Raw genomic sequence first — 16151 nt, 5'->3', positions numbered from 1 at the left:
CATCCGGTGGGTCAGGTCACGTGGACGGTCAAACGCCCGGTGACCGCAGTTTCACCCTACCCGTGTGCGGTAGCGGGTGTCCGCACCCGAGCCGGGGACACCGCACTCCGGACCGGTCACCCAGGCCCAGCGAGCGCCCGTGCCGTCGGCGAACCGCACCACCAACGCCTGCTCGCCCTGGAAGGTGGCGTAGTCGACCAGCTCGACCACCAGAGCACCGGCGCCGTGTTCGACCGAGATCTCGTTGAGGCAGGTGCTCAGCGCGCTCTGATCGGTCAGCCGGGCGAGCCGGTCCAGCCCGTCGGGCGAGGGCAGCCGCCCCTCGTCGCGGTCGATCCGGGGCTGCTCGCCCGGTGCCTCGCTCCCGAGCGGCCGTGCCTCGGTCGAGGCGGGGGCGCCGAGGGTCTGCGGGGTGTAGTCGGTGCCGCTGCGCAGCGGCGGGGCGATGGTCCGGGCCACCCGGCCGGCCTCGTCCGGGGCGCTCGCCGGCTGGTTCAACGCCGTGTCGGCCCCGCCGTCCTGCCGGCCCGGAGCCAGCTGGTTCACGCCGAGCCCGACGGCCGCCAGGGAGACCGCGGCAACCGCCACCGGCCCGGCGATCCGGCCCCACCGCCGCTGTCGCCGGCCTGGCCCGTTGCGCGCACCCCGGCCCGGCTCCGACGGCGGGGTGCCGTTGTTGGGCCGGCGCCGCCCCGGGCCGCCCTGCGTGGGTACCAGCCGCGGCCCGGTGCCGGCCGGCGCGGGATCGAGGCCATCCTGGTCGGCCTCTGCGGCGGCGGGTGTCCGATCCGGGGTGGCGGCCGGCGTCGGCTCGACGGCCGCCGGGGCGGGTGCCTCCGGAACCGCCCCGTCGGCCGCGGCACCGGCTTCGACCGGCTCGTCGGTGAGTCGCGCGGTCGGGTCGACGGGGGGCAGCGCGGCGAGCGCTGCCGTGATCTGGTCGGCGAGCGCCGACGGCAGCTCGACCGCGGGCTCCCCCCAGCCGGCCAGGTCGGCCCGGACGCCCGCCACCGCCGGTGCGAGCAGCGTGTACGCCTCGGCCCAGGCGGCGTCCTCGGTGACCAGCCGGGCGACGACCGCCTCCTGCGGGGTGCCGTCCAACGCGCCGCCCAGGTAGTCGGCGAGCAGGTCGTGGTCGACCCCCCTGAACCCCCCGACCGTCACGTGTCCTCCTGGTTGGCGTCGCGCCGGGATCGACCCGGCCCTGATCCGACGCCCTCCGGCGGGCGTGGGTTCCCGGAGGTGACGGGCGGCACGTCGGCGACCGGGCTGAGGGGCGCGTCGCTCACCACCCGCGCGGGCACGGCCGGGTCGCCGGTCGCCGGTCGCAGGTGACCCAGCAGCACCGCCAGCCGGGCCCGCCCTCGGGCACACCGGCTCTTCACCGTCCCCTCGGCGACGCCGAGGATGCGGGCGACCTCGGCCACCGGGTAGCCCTGCACGTCGACCAGGACGAGCGCTGCGCGCTGTTCGACCGGCAGTGCGGCGAGGGCCTCCCGGACCACCAGCGCGGTGTCGTGGTCGTGCATCGGGGCGGCCGGCTCGACACCGCCGGTGGTCGACCCGTTGTCGGCGCGTGCCCCGTCCGGCAGCGGCACGGTGGGGTGCGCCTGCCGCCGGCGGATCCGGTCCAGGCAGGCGTTCACCACGATCCTGTGCAGCCAGGTGGTGACCGCCGAGTCGCCGCGGAACCTGGCGGCGGCACGGTGCGCCGAGAGCATCGCGTCCTGGAGGGCGTCGGCCGCCTCCTCCCGGTCGCCCATCGTCCGCAGCGCCACCGCCCAGAGACGGTCACGGTGTCGGCGGAAGAGTTCGGCGAAGGCGTCCCGGTCGCCGGCGACGTGGGCACGCAGCAGCGCGAGGTCGCCGAGCGGATCGGTGGGCCCGTGCGGGGCCGGCGACCTGTTCGTCGTCCGGCCCTCGTGTTCGTCCATCACCACGTCCGGCGGAGGCGGTGCCCGGATCGTGGTGGACGGCTCACGAGCCCTGGACCGTGATTTCCTGAACGTCGACCTGGTAGCCCCGATCGTTCGAGGGCAGCACCGTGATCCAGAGCAGCAGGTAGCGGTACTTCTTGTCGGCGTCGAATCCGTCGAAGGTCATCCGGGTGCCGTCGTGCTCCTCGAACGGCTGCCCGATCGGCGTCTTCTTGTAGTTCGCGACCAGGTCCTTGTCGCCGGACGAGCTGGACGGCGGGTTGGTCGTGCCCGCGAGGAGCTGAGCGGAGGCGCCGGTGGCCGAGAGCTCGACCTGCACCGACTTCACGGTGTGCAGCGCGCCGAGGTCGAGCCACACACCCATGCCCGACTTGTAGTTGCCGAACTTGGCCGCGGTGTAGGTGTCGGTGCCCCAGCCCTCGTTGCGGTCGCCGTCGATGACCTTGTTCGCACCGCCGAGCTCGTCACGCACCTTGCTGTCCGGGTCGACGATCCGCACGTTCTGGACGCGCAGCGGGCCGACGGCAGCGGCCGGTGTGGCCTCGCTGGCCGGCGCGCTCGAGGTGGGCGCGGCGACGGGGTTGGTCTGCGGGTCGTCGTCGCCGTCACCACCCAGCGCGCTGATGCCGATGAGGAGCCCGACCAGGGCGACGGCCAGCAGGCCGGCGATGCCGATGGCGACCTTGCGGCCGCCGGCGGCGGCCAGCGGCGACGGCTCCTCGTCGGTGTCGGCGGCGAAGCGCAGCGGCCCGCCGGTCTCCTCCAGGAAGTGCTCCTCGGAGGGCACGTCGAGGCGGTCCAGCTCGGCGGCGAGCACGTCCGACGAGGGCGGGGCGATCTCGGTGTCGAGCAGGTCCATGGTCAGGTCGTCGAGGTACGCGGGCACGCCGGCGCGCACCTGGCGGGGTGCGGCGATGGCACCGCTCGCGTCGCGGACCGCGTCGGGAATGGCGGCGCGCCCGTGGCCGGCGGTGGCGCCGTGCAGCGGGGCCTCGGCGTGCGGCCAGTGGCCGGTCAGGGCGAAGTAGAGGATGCCGCCGACCGCCCGGATGTCGCTCTCCTGGCTGTCCGCGCCGTCGGTGCGGGCGTCGGCCAGCACCACCCGGCCGTCGTCGGAGATCATGACGGTGCCGGGGTGCACGTTGCCGTGCACCATGTCGGTGGCGTGGACCGCGGCGAGGGCGCTGGCGACGGAACTGCCGATCGCGGTCGCCCGGGCGGGATCGAGCTGGTCCTCGGCCACCATCTCGCGCAGGGAGCGCCCGTCGACCCACTCGCGCACCACGTAGGCCCGCTCGTCCTCGTCGATCGCGTCGTAGACGCCGACCAGGTTGGGGTGGATGACCCGGCTGGCCGCGACGGCGGCCTGGAGCATCTCGGTGGCGGAGTCACCACCCGGGTAGCGCAGCACGACCGCAACGGGGCGGCGCAGCACGACGTCGACACCACGCCACACCAGCCGGCCGGCGCTGTCGTTGTTGATGTGCTCGACCAGCTCGTAGCGATCGGCGAGGATCTCACCGGCCGTGGGAGCACCGAAGGTCATGACCGGCGGAGCGCTCTCGTCCGCGTCCTGACCCTCGCCGACCTGGGTCACCCGTCCTCCCTCGGTGATCGTGTCGATCGATGGACCCGCGCTGCTGGGCATGTGGCTTCCCGCTCTGCCTTCGAAGGAACGGCCGACCGGTGTCGACGCTGAGCGTCGGCGCCTGCCGTACCCGTCGAGAGCGACCTTACCCGGGTTGCCCGCCTTCCCGACATGTCATCTTCCCGCCGTACCCGGCGGGGAGCCGGGTACCGGGGAAGTCGTCCGGTTGCGACCGTTGTCGGCCACGTTGCTGGCACATGTACTAGCCAATCTACGGGTTCACCGCAAGAGGCCGCCGGAGGGGCCCGGGCTGGTGTGGCGGTTCGCGCCAACACCAGACCAGTTCCCCCCGACGGGCCGGTCACGCTCAGCCGTACGGCTGGTTATCCACAGGCCGATCCGGTAGCTGACCGGTGAATCGCGGAGTTATCCACAGCCGCATCCCCAACCCTGGTGATCCACGGTCACGGTGCGTACCGGCGGGCGGTCGAGCCGCCGGGTCAGCGCCCGAGCCGGCGGCGGACCATGCCGACCACCTCGGTGATCTCGCCGATCCGCAGCACCATGGCGAGGCCGAGGTAGGTCCCGCCGATCACCGCGCCGCCGACGATGAGCTGGACGAGCGCCTGCGTCCAGCTCGGCGTGTCGTCGCCGGGCAGCAGGGCGACCACCAACAGACCGACAAGCGCGGCGCCGAGCGCGGCGACCAGGACCCGGCCCAGGGTGCGCATGATGTGAGCCAGCCCGATCCGACCGACCCGCGGGCGGAGCAGCCAGGCGGAGCCGATCGCCGCCGCCAGGTACGAGACCGCGTTGCCGATCATCATTCCGGCCGCCGCGAAGTGGGCGGCGAACGCGGCGAAGAGCACGATCTGCACGCCGATCCGCAGCGCCACCACCGGAATGTTGATAAGCGCCGGGGTGCGGGTGTCCGGCAGCGCGTAGAAGGCGAAGGTGAAGAGCTGGCTGATCGCGAACGGCACCAGGGCGAGCGCGGCGAGCAGCAGCACGAGTGAGGTGTCGGCGGCGTTCTCCTCGCTGAACGCGCCGTAGCGGAACAGCACCACCGCAAGTGGAGTGGCCAGCACCGCGTAGCAGACGGCGATCGGTGCGAGCACCGCGGAGACCGTGCGGGTCCCCCGGGACAGGTCGGCGGCGACGTCGGCGTAGCGGCCATCGGCGGCGGCGGCGCTCATCCGGGGCATCAGCGCGGTGATGATCGAGACGGCGATGATGCCGTGCGCCATCATCAGCAGCAGGAAGACGTTGTTGTAGATCAGGGCGCCGGCGTCCCCGTCGCCCGCCCGGTTGAGCAGGTTGAAGAGCACGATCAGGCCGATCTGGCTGACCGCGACGTAGCAGAACATCCAGCCACCGAGCCGGCCCAGCTCACGCAGGCCGAGGGCGCGGAAGTCGAACCGGAGCTTCCACTGGAAGCCGACCTTGCGCAGCGCCGGCAGCAGGCCGGCGGCCTGGATCGCCACCCCGAGCAGGGTGCCACCGCTGATCAGCAGGATCCGCCCGGCTGTCATCTGCTCCGGCCGGACGATCTCCGCGCCGAAGATCGCGATGTAGAGGCCGGCGGTGGCGATCACCACGATGTTGTTCAGGATCGGCGCCCACATCGGGGCGGCGAAGTGCCCCCGGGTGTTGAGCACCGCGCTGATCAGCGCGCTGAGGCCGGTGAAGAAGATCATCGGCAGCATCAGGTAGGACAGGTTCGTGACCAGGTCCTGGTAGTCCGTGCCGCGGTTGTCACTGGTGTAGAGCCTGGTCAGCAGCGACGCGGCGGCCACCGCGACCAGCGCGGCCGCCGCGAGGGTGACCACCGCCAGGGTGAGCAGCCGTTGGGCGTACGCCTGGCCACCGTCGGCGTCCGCCTTGCGGCGGCGCACCAGCACCGGGATGAGCACGCTGGTGAGGATGCCGCCGAGCAGGAACTCGTAGACCATCCCGGGCAGGATCTGCGCGGTGGTGTACGCGTCGCCGACGAGCGCGCCGCCGAGAGCGGCGGTCAGCGCCAGCGTGCGCAGGAAGCCGGTACCCCGGCTGACCAGGCTGCCGATCGCCATCACGGCGCTGTTCGTCGCGGCGCTGGCCTCGGCAACCTGTTCCTGCGGCGGGGCCGTCGACTCCATGGCCGGCTGGTTCAGCGGCTCGGCGGAAATGAAGGTGGCGCCGTCCGGCGTCGGCCGGCCGTGGCCGTACCCCCCGGGGTCGCCGCCCTGTGCGGCGTTCGCGCTGCGGTAGAGCCCGCCGCTCATCTCCAGCCTCCCCCGGTACCTTGCCGGGCGCCCGCCCGCACGTCACAGACCTTAGTCAACCCCAGCCCGTTACCCGCGCCCGGCGGATGGGATCCCGACCCGGCCCGATAGGCTGGCGATCCCATGTCCGAAGTCTCCGCATCGCACACCGCCGACCGCCGCGAACTCACCGCCGCGCAGCGCAACGCCGTCGCCGAACTGCTCCGGGTCTCACCGGTCGCCGACGAGCTGGGCCGCCGGTTCGCCCGGGCCGGTCACGAGCTGCACCTGGTGGGCGGTTCGGTACGGGACGCGCTGCTCGGCCGCCTCGGCGAGGACCTCGACTTCTGCACCGACGCGCACCCCGACGAGACCCTGCGGATCGTCAAGGGCTGGGCCGAGTCGATCTGGGAGACCGGCCGGGAGTTCGGCACGATCGGCCTTCAGCGCGACGGGCTGCGGCTGGAGATCACCACCTTCCGGGCCGAGTCGTACGACCAGGTCAGCCGGAACCCGGTGGTGGAGTACGGCACCAGCCTCAGCGAGGACCTGAAGCGCCGGGACTTCACCATCAACGCGATGGCGGTGAGCCTGCCCGAGCACCGGTTCACCGACCCGCACGGCGGGTTGGACGATCTCGCCGCCAAGGTGATCCGTACTCCCGCGGCACCCCACGAGTCGTTCCGGGACGACCCGCTGCGGATGCTCCGCGCCGCCCGGTTCGCCGCGCAGCTGCGCTTCACCGTGCACCCCGACGTGCACTCGGCGATGACCCGCATGGCGACCGACCTGGACCGGATCACCGCGGAGCGGATCCGGGACGAGTTCACCAAGCTGCTGTGCGGCGCCGACCCGATCACCGGGCTCCGGCTGCTGGTGGAGACCGGGCTCGCCGAGCGCTTCCTGCCCGAGTTGACCGGCCTCAAGCTCGAGATCGACGAGCACGCCCAGCACAAGGACGTCTACGAGCACACCCTCACCGTGGTCGGCAACGCGATCCGCTACGAGGAGGACGGCTGCGACTTCATCCTCCGGATGGCCGCGTTGATGCACGACGTCGGCAAGCCGGGGACCAAGTCGGTCGGGTCGGACGGGCGGGTCAGCTTCCACCACCACGAGGTGGTCGGCGCCCGGCTGACCAAGGCGCGGATGAAGGCGATGCGCTACCCCAAGGACGTCACCGCCAAGGTGACCGCGCTGGTCGCGCTGCACCTGCGTTTCTATGGGTACGGCCGGGGCGAGTGGACCGACTCGGCGGTGCGCCGGTACGTCGCCGACGCCGGTGACCTGCTGACCCGGCTGCACAAGCTCACCCGCTCGGACTGCACCACCCGCAACCGCCGCAAGGCCGCCCAGCTCGCCGCCGACTACGACGCGTTGGAGGAGCGGATCGCCCGGATCGCCGCCGAGGAGGACCTGGCCCGGGTCCGGCCCGACCTGGACGGCAACGCGATCATGGAGCTGCTCGGCGTACCGCCGGGACCGGTGGTCGGGCGGGCCTGGAAGCACCTCAAGGAGCAGCGGCTGGAGCACGGCCCGCTGGACCGCGACGCCGCCGAGGCGGAACTGCTGCGCTGGGCCCGCGACGAGGGCATCCTCCACTGATCCGACGGTCCACCGAGACAACGCGAAGGGCGCCCCTCCCAGACCGGGAGCGGCGCCCTTCGCCGTACGGTCAGCGGGTCTCGACCGCCGCGCCCTCGACGGACGGCTTGCCGTTGCCGGCGGCCGAGCCGAGCCGGGAGAGCAGCCCGGCCAGGTCGATCCCGGTCAGGTCGCTGCCGAGCTGGAGCCCCTGCGCCACGTTGCCGGCCACCGACTTGGTCAGCGACGAAGCGCCGTCGGTGGAGATGACTGTCATCTTGTCGATCGCGCCGATCGGGGCGCTCGCCGCCTGGACCACCTGCGGCAGCACGGTGACCAGCAGGTCGAGCACGGCCGCCTCGCCGTACGCGGCGAAAGCCTCGGCCTTGCGGGCCATCGCGTCCGCCTCGGCCTGCCCCTTCGCCAGGATCGCCGCGGCCTCGGCCTGGCCCTCCCGCTCGACCGCCTCGGCGATGGCCGACCGACGGCGCTGCTCCGCCTCACCCTCCTTGGCGCCCTCGATCGCGTTCGCCTCGGCCAGCGCGGCCCGGCGGGCCCGCTCGCCCTCACCGGTCAGCCGGGACTGCTCGGCGGCGGCCTGGGCGGCGGCGATGACCGCCTGTCGCTGCGCGTCGGCGTTCAGCACCGCCGCGTTGCGGGCCGCCTCCGCCTCCTGCTCCACCTTGTAGCGGGCCGCGTCCGCCGGCTTGCGCACCTCGGTGTCCAGCTGGCGCTGCTTCAGCTCGGCGTTGCGCTCGGCCACCTTCTGCTGCTCGGAGAGGATCGCCTGGTCGCGCTCCGCCTGGGCGAGCGGCCCGGCGGCGGCCGACTTCGCCTTCGCCGCGTCGATCTCGGCCTGGATGGCGGCCTGCTTCAGGGAGAGGTTCCGGTTCGCCTCGGCGATCGCCTCCTCGGCGAGCAGCCGCTCCTGCTCGGCCTGCTGCCGGGCCCGGGCCTCGGCGATGGCGGCGTCCTTGAGCACCCGGGCCGCCTCCGGCCGGCCCAGGTCCTGCAGGTAGGAGCCCTCCGCCAGGATGTCCTGGAGCTGGAAGGTGTCCAGCACCAGGCCCTGGTTGGTCATCGAGTGCTCGGCCTCCTCGGCCACCGCGCTGGCGAACGCGGCCCGGTCGCGGATCACCTCCTCGACGGTGAGCCGACCCACGATCGAGCGCAGCGCGCCGGCGAGCACCTCCCGGGTGAAGTTGTCGATCTCGTCCTGCTGGTGCAGGAAGCGCTGGGCGGCGGCCCGGATCGCGTCCTCGGTGCCGCCGACCTTGACGATCGCCACGCCGTGTAGGTCGGCCCGGATGCCCTGCTTGCTGACCGCGCCCCGGATGCCGACGTCGATCCGGCGGCTGGACAGGTCGAGCGACTGGAGCTTCTGCACCACCGGCAGGACGAAGACCGAGGCGCCCAGCACGACCTTCTGCCCGGACATGTCGGTCGACCGGCCGCCGTCCGCGGTCTGCGTGGTGCGGCCCTTGCGGCCGGTGACGATGAACGCCTCGTTCGGCCCGGCCACCTTGATCCGGGAGAGCACGAAGAGGATGAGTATGAGGACGAGGAGGACCGCGCCTCCGATGGCGATGAAGAGCGGCATGCAGGTTTCCTGTCTGCGAAGGGGTTGTTCAGTAGGTCTCGACGTGCACGCTGGTCTCGCTCAGCGCCTGGACGACGAAGATCTGGGCGCCGAGCGGGATGGGCTGGTCGGCGCGGGCGTTGAGCTTGACCGGCTGGCCGGCCACCCGTAGCCGGACCTCGCCGTAGCCGTCCGCCGGCACCGGGGTGACCACCAGGCCCAGCGCGCCGACCAGGTGGTCGCGGGTGGGGGTGGGATCGGTGGGCATGTTCCGGGCCGCCCGGCTGATCCGGGACGCGATCCAGGCGGCGGGCACTGCGGCGAGCGCGCCGCCGGCGGCCGCCACCGCGACCGCCCCGGTGGTACGCCCTCCGAGCAGCTCGTTGACGATCGCCGCGCCGAAGCCGAACGCGCCGGCGAAGCCGGCGACCGTCTCGATCGGGATCGGCCCGTCGGCGCCGCCGAAGTGGAGCAGTTCCGTGCCGAGCAGGGCGAGGGCGAGCACCGCGATGCCCGCACCGCCGATGATCAGAAAGATGAGGGTCCCCGTGGCCACGACCTGGACGGTATCGACGCCTCGCAACGTCCGGAGCCGGGCCGTGACCGGGCAACGAAGGCGGTTGGACGGGGCCTCCCGACGATCTTCGTTCGACTATCGTCGACGCCGCCGCCCTGGGTCCCGGCGGATGGTCGCCGCAACCGAGGGTGGTCCGAATTGTCCGTGGTGATAGCTCTCTACGTCGTCGCACTGCTGCTGACCGCCGTCGTGCTGGGGGCCGTCGCGGTCACGTCCTTCGCCACTACCTCGCGGGTCGACCGGGCGTTCGCCGGCCTCGGCGCCGCTCTCGCCGGCTACTACGCGTACCACCTGGTCCGCGTCGGTGACGACGGGCGAACGGTGATCTTCTACGCGGCTCTGCTGCTCCCGATCATCGCGGGTCGCAAGCTCTACCACGGCTTCCGCCACCGCGACCAGATCCGGGCCGAGCGGGCCGCGGCGAGGGCGGCGATCCAGGCGGCGGACGAGTGGCGCTCGACCCGGCGCTGGTAGGCGGGTGGTCCCGGCCCGGCACGACGGGGAGAATGGGTGGATGCGCTGGACCGTGCTCGACTCGCCGATCGGGGAGTTCTCCGTCGCCACCGACGGCGACAGGGTTTGTGGAACCCACTTCGGTCGGGTCGAGTCGGGGCTCGACGAGCCCGACCACGAGCTGTCCCGGCAGGCGGTGGACGAGCTGCGGGCCTACTTCGCCGGCGAGTTGACCGGGTTCACCGTGCCGCTGTCGATCCCGCGGGGCTCCGAATTCGAGCGGGCGGTGTGGCGGGAAATGACCCGCATTCCCTACGGGCAGACGTTGACCTACGGCGAGGTCGCGCGCCGGGTGGGTGACCCAGGTGCGGCCCGGGCCGTCGGGGTGGCCTGCAACCGCAACCCGGTCCCGGTCATCGTGCCGTGCCACCGGATCGTCGGCGCCGGGGCGAAGCTGGTGGGTTTCGGCGGCGGCCTGGACCGCAAGCGCTACCTGCTCGAGCTGGAGGCCCGGGTCGACTTCGAGCGTGCCCTGCTCGGCTGACCGGCGGCCCGGGGGCCGGGCTGTCCGCGTACCCGTGGGTCGGCTGCTGACGACGCGAGGGCCGGGTCCGTACGGACCCGGCCCTCGACGGTGCTGCTGGTCAGCGTGTCAGCGCTCGACCTCGCCGGCGATGAACGCCTCGACGGCGGCGTGCGCGTCGTGGTCGGCGTACTGCACGGGCGGGGACTTCATGAAGTACGACGAGGCCGACAGGATCGGGCCGCCGATCTTCCGGTCCAGCGCGATCTTCGCGGCGCGCACGGCGTCGATGATGACGCCGGCCGAGTTGGGGGAGTCCCAGACCTCGAGCTTGAGCTCGGCGTTCAGCGGGGTGTCGCCGAACGAGCGACCCTCCAGCCGGATGTAGGCCCACTTGCGGTCGTCGAGCCACGGCACGTGGTCCGACGGGCCGATGTGCACGTCGCTCTTGCTCATCTCGTGCGGGATCTGGGAGGTCACCGACTGGGTCTTGGAGATCTTCTTGGAGACCAGCCGGTTGCGCTCCAACATGTTCATGAAGTCCATGTTGCCGCCGAAGTTGAGCTGGTAGGTGCGCAGCAGCTCGACGCCGCGGTCCTCGAAGAGCTTCGCCAGGGCGCGGTGCACGATGGTGGCACCGACCTGGCTCTTGATGTCGTCGCCCACGATCGGCAGGCCGGCGTCGACGAACTTCTGCGCCCACTCCGGGTCGGAGGCGATGAAGACCGGCAGGGCGTTCACGAACGCGCAGCCGGCGTCGATCGCAGCCTGGGCGTAGAACTTGTCGGCCTGCTCGGAGCCGACCGGCAGGTAGGAGACGACCACGTCGACCTGCGCGTCGCGCAGCGCCTGCGCCACGTCGACCGGGGTGGCGTCGGACTCCTCGACGATCTCGCGGTAGTACTGGCCCAGACCGTCGAAGGTCGGACCGCGCTGCACGCTGACGCCGGTCGGCGGCACGTCGCAGAGCTTGATGGTGTTGTTCTCGCTGGCGACGATCGCCTCCGCGAGGTCCATGCCCACCTTCTTGGCGTCAACGTCGAACGCCGCGACGAACTCCACGTCGGAGACGTGGTAATCGCCGAAGGTGACGTGCATGAGACCCGGGACGCGGTCGTTGGGGTCGGCGTTCCGGTAGTACTCGACGCCCTGGATCAGGGACGAGGCGCAGTTACCCACACCGACGATGGCGACGCGGACGGAGCCCATAGCGTCTGCCTCCTTCTTCTCTGTCACGGCCGCTCTGTCCTGGTCTCTCCAGGCGGGGGCGGGCTGTTGTCTTCTCGTCGACCGCCGGCCGTCCCGGGTTGCGGGACCGTCGGGGCTCGGCCGGAGCGCTCGTTGGCGATGAGCTCCTCCAGCCAGCGGACCTCACGCTCACAGGCGTCGAGGCCGTGGCGCTGCAGTTCCAGGGTGTAAGCGTCGAGGCGCTCGGCCGCCCGGCCCAGCACGTCACGAAGTCCTTCGCGACGCTCCTCGATCTTGCGGCGGCGACCCTCCAGGATGCGCAGTCGGGTCGCCTGGTCGGTCCGGGCGAAGAACGCGAAGTGCACACCGAAGCCCGTGTCGTCGTACGTCTCGGGCCCCGCCTGTGCGATCAGTTGAGCGAAGCGTTCCTTGCCTTCCGCGGTGATTTTGTAGACCACCCGACCACGTCGGGTGGTCAGCGCGGGAACCTCCTCGGCGGTGGCGGGTGTCTCGGCAGCTTCGGTGATCCAGCCCGCCGCCTGCAGCCGTCGCAGGGTCGGGTAGAGCGAGCCGTAGCTGATCGCCGCCCGGAACGCGCCGAGTTTGGCGGCCAGCTCCTTGCGCAGCTCGTAGCCATGCATCGGAGACTCCTGCAGGAGGCCGAGGATGGCGAACTCGAGCACGGGGCCGCCCTCTCTTACCCTCTGCGCGGAGCGGGTAACCGCCGCGATGTATCGGACCGATACATCGCACGTTAGCGGCTCGCTCCGATCAGGGCAAACCCCGAATTCGGGTTCCTGCGGTCACGGATCGTCACCGTGGTCGCCTCGTCCGGCCGGACCGCGTACCCTCTTCCGCATGCGTACGCAGCGCCAGGTCGTCGACTACTCGCTTCAGAAGCGAGCGGTGCTGCGTGACCTCCTGGCCAGTCGGGTCGGCACGTACGACGTGTGTGACGCCTCTCCGTACCTGAAGAACGCGGCTCGGTTCCACGGAGAGCCGACCGACGAGCGCTGCCCGATCTGCCGGAGCGAGAATCTGATCCACGTCCACTACATTTACGGAGACGAACTCAAGCAGTCCGCCGGCCAGGCCCGGACGCTGGCGGAGTTGGCTCCGCTGGCGATGACGCTACGTGAGTTCCAGGTCTTCGTTGTGGAGGTGTGCCTCGGTTGTGACTGGAACCATCTCGTCGAGCAGTACCTGCTCGGCCGGGACGGGCTTGCCGGCGGCAGCGAGGCGGGTCCGGAGCGCGGCGCGATGGGTGGCGAACCCACCGGCGGCACCGGTCCGGTAAGGCGAAGGCGAGAGGCTCAACGGTGACCCCAGCCCGATCGACCGGCCCCGGTGCCGTGCGGAACCGCCGGGACAGGCGACGGTTGATTGGTCTGATTAGCCCGATTGATTCGGGTACGACGCCACGCGTCCGGCACCCCCGTGCCGCGACGACGCGTGAAGCAGCTCACGGCAACCCGGTGGCGGCGCAGCGGCGCCCCACCGCGACCGGCAGGGTGTGAGGAATGAACTCGTACGGCGATCCCAGTTCGCGTGGGCGGGCCCAGATCCCCAATCCGAGCGGCGACCCCGGGCGGGGGGCGGACGATCCCTACCGCCGCTCCGGCGGCGACGCGCGGGCGGGCAGCTGGTCGGCTCAGGACGGCTCGGCCTCCGCCGGACGCGCCTCGGTGGCGCCGACCGGCGGCAGCCCGGGTGGACGGGCCACGGTGACCCCGCGCGCCGCCGGCGCCGCCGGCTCAGCATCGGTCGGCGCGGCGTCGGTCGGCCGCGCGGGCGGTGGCCGGGCCTCGGTGCCGGTCTCCCCGGCACCCGGGCGGGCGGGCCGCGCGTCGGTACCGGTCTCCCCGGCCGGCCCGGCCGGTCGCGCCTCCGTCGGTGCGGCGTCAGTCGGTGCGGCGTCGGCCGGGCGGGCGAGCGTCGGCTCGGCGTCGGTCGGTGGCTCCGCCGGCCGCGCCACGGTTGCCCGGGCGAGTGTCTCCCCGGTCTCCGGCGGACCGGGTGGCCCCGGCGGACCGGGTGGGCCGGGTGGCCCCGGCGGACCGGGGCGCGGCCGTCGCGGCGCAGGTGATCCCGCTGGCGCGGCGCGGGCGAAGAAGCGCAAGCGGATCAACATGCTGATCGCCGGCTTCGCGGTCTTCATCATGCTCGCCGGACTCGGCGTGGTCGGCTTCACCTACTACTCGACCAACGTGGTGCTGCCCGACGAGATCACGCCGCCGCAGGCGACGACGCTCTACGCCTTCGACAACAAGAACATCATCGCGAAGGTGGGCGAGGAGAACCGCACGCTGGTCACCATCCAGCAGATCCCGCAGTACGTGCAGGACGCGGTGGCGGCGGCCGAGGACCGGAACTTCTACCGGCACTCCGGTGTGGACTACAAGGGCATCGCGCGAGCCGCCTGGAACAACGTCAGCGGCGGTGACAAGCAGGGTGCCTCGACCATCACCCAGCAGTACGCCCGCAACGCCTACGACAACCTGAAGGACGACACCTACGCCCGGAAGGTCAAGGAGGCGATCCTCGCCTCCAAGCTGAACGACGAGTACACCAAGCCGCAGATCATGCAGCACTACCTCAACGTGATCTACTTCGGCCGGGGCGCGTACGGCATCGAGGCGGCGGCGCAGAAGTACTTCGGCAAGCCGGTGAGCAAGGTGACCCCGGCGGAGGGTGCGGTGCTCGCCGCGCTCATCAAGCAACCGGAGCCGAGCGCCAGCCACAAGGGCTACGACCCGGCGATCAACCCGACCGACGCCAAGGGTCGGTGGGACTACGTCATCAGCGGCATGATCCAGGAGGGGTGGCTGAACGCCCCCGGTAAGCCTCCGGCGCCCACCGAGTACCCGACCAAGACGCTCCAGAGCCCGAAGAGCGGCGGCGTCGGCGTCGACTACGGCGTGAACACCCCCTACGGCAACGTGATCAACTACGTCAAGGCCGAGATGCGGGACCAGGGCATCTGCGTCGACAAGGAAGCCGACGTCACCGACACCAAGATGCTCTGCTCGCAGGCGCTGATGTCCGGCGGCTACCGGATCCGCACCACGATCGACGTCAATATTCAGAAGGCCGCTCTTGCGGCCGCCCAGCGCAAGGCGAAGGGCTCGGAGCTGGCCGGTCAGCCCAAGAACCTGATGGCCGCGGTGGTGGCGATCGACCCGGCCAACGGTCGGGTGCGCGCCTACTACGGCGGTGACAACGGCACCGGCACCGACTACGCCGGCAAGAACACCGACTCCAACGGAAACCTGACCGGCGGGCACTCGCCCGGCTCCAGTTTCAAGATCTACACTCTGGCCGCCGCCCTCAAGGCGGGCAAGGCGCTCGAGTCGCGCTGGAAGGGTAAGGCCTTCACGCCGAAGGACACCAAGTTCAAGGTGAGCAACGCGGGCACCGACAACCCGTCCTGCGGCAACTCCTGCACCCTGAAGGTCTCCACGCTCAAGTCGCTGAACGTGCCGTTCTACCACGTCACCGAGGAGATCGGTCCCGACAAGGTCGTCGACATGGCGAAGAGGGCCGGCGTCACCACCATGTGGCGTACCGACACCAACCCGGCCAAGTCCTACGACCTGACCAAGACCGACCCGAAGGACATCGCCCCGTCGCCCTTCTTCCACGTGGTCGGCTACGGGCAGTACCCGATCACCGTGCTCGACCACGCCAACGGCGTCGCCACCTTCGCCAACCAGGGCGTCTACAACAAGGCGCACTTCCTGTACTCGGTGGAGCAGCAGGACGAAGTGACCGGCAAGTGGAAGAAGGTCGGCGGCGAGAAGCTCAAGCCGGAACAGCGGATCGAGAAGGACGTCGTCGCCGACGTGACCTCGGTGCTCGAGCAGTACCCGGCCCAGGTCAACCACCGGCTGGACGACGGCCGCAAGGCCGCCTCCAAGACCGGCACCTGGGAGCAGAAGGCGGGCAGCCCCGAGAACGGCGACGCCTGGATGATCGGCTACACCCCGCAGTTGGCCACGGCGGTCTGGGTGGGCAACGTGAACAAGCGGGATCCGCTCAAGACGAAGGACGGCACCCGGATCAGTGGCTCCGGCATGCCGGGTGCCATCTGGGAGCGGTTCATGGACGACGCGCTCAAGGGCAAGGACGAGCTGGACTTCCCGCCGGCGGCGAACATCGGTGACCCGAACTCCGGCAACGGCGAGGCGCCGCCGCCCCCGCCGGTCCAGCCGCCGCCGGGCTGCCCCGACCCGCTGTCGATCTTCTGCCAGAACAACGGCGGCAACAACGGCGGCAACAACGGCGGCAACAACGGCGGGAACAACGGCGGTGGGACCCCCACCGACCCGTTCGGTCCGCGGCCGGGCGGCAACGGTGGTGGGCTGTTGCCGAGCACACCGACATACCGGGACTGATCCCAGCTCAACCGCCGCCGGCGGCCGGACGAACTGTCCGGCCGCCGGTGCCGTTCCGGGCACCGACATGTCGCCGCCACAACGG

13 protein-coding genes are annotated in these 16151 nt (G+C 71.6%); 5 read left to right on the top strand and 8 right to left on the bottom strand.

Annotated elements, in window-relative coordinates; translation table 11 throughout:
- Window positions 1–51: 51 nt before the first annotated feature.
- The 4 genes from ACIP9D_RS04920 to murJ form a co-directional block, all read right to left on the bottom strand.
- Window positions 52–1164, bottom strand: coding sequence for a hypothetical protein (locus ACIP9D_RS04920; RefSeq protein ID WP_350868703.1), 1113 nt, complete (start codon window positions 1162–1164; stop codon window positions 52–54).
- Window positions 1161–1934, bottom strand: a complete 774-nt coding sequence (sigM, locus tag ACIP9D_RS04915) for an RNA polymerase sigma factor SigM (RefSeq protein ID WP_350868705.1) — start codon at window positions 1932–1934, stop codon at window positions 1161–1163. Before sigM ends, ACIP9D_RS04920 begins: the two co-directional genes overlap by 4 nt.
- Before the next feature lie 43 nt (window positions 1935–1977).
- Window positions 1978–3585 carry a protein kinase family protein gene (locus ACIP9D_RS04910; protein WP_350868707.1) on the bottom strand — a complete coding sequence of 536 codons (1608 nt, stop codon included), beginning with the start codon at window positions 3583–3585 and terminating at the stop codon, window positions 1978–1980.
- Window positions 3586–4025: 440 nt separating this feature from the next.
- Complete coding sequence (gene murJ / locus ACIP9D_RS04905; RefSeq protein WP_350868709.1) at window positions 4026–5789, bottom strand: murein biosynthesis integral membrane protein MurJ; 1764 nt, start codon at window positions 5787–5789, stop codon at window positions 4026–4028.
- A gap of 123 nt (window positions 5790–5912) precedes the next feature.
- Between murJ and ACIP9D_RS04900 the strand changes: the two genes are divergently transcribed.
- Window positions 5913–7373 (top strand): CCA tRNA nucleotidyltransferase, encoded by a 1461-nt coding sequence (locus ACIP9D_RS04900; RefSeq protein WP_350868711.1) that lies wholly within the window; start codon window positions 5913–5915, stop codon window positions 7371–7373.
- 70 nt (window positions 7374–7443) lie between these two features.
- On the opposite strand, the gene ACIP9D_RS04895 is transcribed toward ACIP9D_RS04900, so the two are convergent.
- On the bottom strand, window positions 7444–8952 hold the full coding sequence (locus ACIP9D_RS04895; RefSeq protein WP_350868713.1) for an SPFH domain-containing protein: 1509 nt from the start codon (window positions 8950–8952) through the stop codon (window positions 7444–7446).
- Window positions 8953–8980: 28 nt separating this feature from the next.
- Window positions 8981–9487 carry a hypothetical protein gene (locus ACIP9D_RS04890; RefSeq protein WP_350868714.1) on the bottom strand — a complete coding sequence of 169 codons (507 nt, stop codon included), beginning with the start codon at window positions 9485–9487 and terminating at the stop codon, window positions 8981–8983.
- A gap of 159 nt (window positions 9488–9646) precedes the next feature.
- Between ACIP9D_RS04890 and ACIP9D_RS04885 the strand changes: the two genes are divergently transcribed.
- Window positions 9647–9982 carry a hypothetical protein gene (locus ACIP9D_RS04885; RefSeq protein ID WP_350868716.1) on the top strand — a complete coding sequence of 112 codons (336 nt, stop codon included), beginning with the start codon at window positions 9647–9649 and terminating at the stop codon, window positions 9980–9982.
- Window positions 9983–10022: 40 nt separating this feature from the next.
- The gene (locus tag ACIP9D_RS04880) at window positions 10023–10505 is read left to right on the top strand and encodes a methylated-DNA--[protein]-cysteine S-methyltransferase (RefSeq protein WP_350868717.1); all 483 of its coding nucleotides are present in this window, start codon (window positions 10023–10025) and stop codon (window positions 10503–10505) included.
- 108 nt (window positions 10506–10613) lie between these two features.
- On the opposite strand, the gene ACIP9D_RS04875 is transcribed toward ACIP9D_RS04880, so the two are convergent.
- Window positions 10614–11693: an inositol-3-phosphate synthase gene (locus tag ACIP9D_RS04875; protein WP_350868718.1), complete on the bottom strand. Its 1080-nt coding sequence runs from the start codon at window positions 11691–11693 to the stop codon at window positions 10614–10616.
- 23 nt (window positions 11694–11716) lie between these two features.
- Window positions 11717–12355 carry a PadR family transcriptional regulator gene (locus ACIP9D_RS04870; protein ID WP_350868720.1) on the bottom strand — a complete coding sequence of 213 codons (639 nt, stop codon included), beginning with the start codon at window positions 12353–12355 and terminating at the stop codon, window positions 11717–11719.
- A gap of 175 nt (window positions 12356–12530) precedes the next feature.
- On the opposite strand from ACIP9D_RS04870, the gene ACIP9D_RS04865 reads away from it, so the two are divergent.
- A complete protein-coding gene (locus tag ACIP9D_RS04865) occupies window positions 12531–12995 on the top strand; it encodes a DUF5318 domain-containing protein (RefSeq protein ID WP_350868722.1) in 465 nt (154 codons plus the stop codon).
- Window positions 12996–13192: 197 nt separating this feature from the next.
- Window positions 13193–16066 carry a transglycosylase domain-containing protein gene (locus ACIP9D_RS04860; protein WP_350868724.1) on the top strand — a complete coding sequence of 958 codons (2874 nt, stop codon included), beginning with the start codon at window positions 13193–13195 and terminating at the stop codon, window positions 16064–16066.
- Window positions 16067–16151 lie beyond the last annotated feature (85 nt).

This window comes from Micromonospora sp. NPDC093243 (assembly GCF_044753725.1).
GTDB lineage: Bacteria > Actinomycetota > Actinomycetes > Mycobacteriales > Micromonosporaceae > Micromonospora.
Note: the sequence above shows the minus strand (reverse complement) of the source record. Positions and strands in the feature narration are given on the sequence as shown.

What these genes read in the sequence shown, in the direction of transcription:
- sigM (WP_350868705.1), bottom strand. Translation starts at nt 1,934, where the DNA reads ATGGACGAACACGAGGGCCGGACGACGAACAGGTCGCCGGCCCCGCAC.
- ACIP9D_RS04910 (WP_350868707.1), bottom strand. Translation starts at nt 3,585, where the DNA reads ATGCCCAGCAGCGCGGGTCCATCGATCGACACGATCACCGAGGGAGGA.
- murJ (WP_350868709.1), bottom strand. Translation starts at nt 5,789, where the DNA reads ATGAGCGGCGGGCTCTACCGCAGCGCGAACGCCGCACAGGGCGGCGAC.
- ACIP9D_RS04900 (WP_350868711.1), top strand. Translation starts at nt 5,913, where the DNA reads ATGTCCGAAGTCTCCGCATCGCACACCGCCGACCGCCGCGAACTCACC.
- ACIP9D_RS04895 (WP_350868713.1), bottom strand. Translation starts at nt 8,952, where the DNA reads ATGCCGCTCTTCATCGCCATCGGAGGCGCGGTCCTCCTCGTCCTCATA.
- ACIP9D_RS04880 (WP_350868717.1), top strand. Translation starts at nt 10,023, where the DNA reads ATGCGCTGGACCGTGCTCGACTCGCCGATCGGGGAGTTCTCCGTCGCC.
- ACIP9D_RS04875 (WP_350868718.1), bottom strand. Translation starts at nt 11,693, where the DNA reads ATGGGCTCCGTCCGCGTCGCCATCGTCGGTGTGGGTAACTGCGCCTCG.
- ACIP9D_RS04865 (WP_350868722.1), top strand. Translation starts at nt 12,531, where the DNA reads ATGCGTACGCAGCGCCAGGTCGTCGACTACTCGCTTCAGAAGCGAGCG.
- ACIP9D_RS04860 (WP_350868724.1), top strand. Translation starts at nt 13,193, where the DNA reads ATGAACTCGTACGGCGATCCCAGTTCGCGTGGGCGGGCCCAGATCCCC.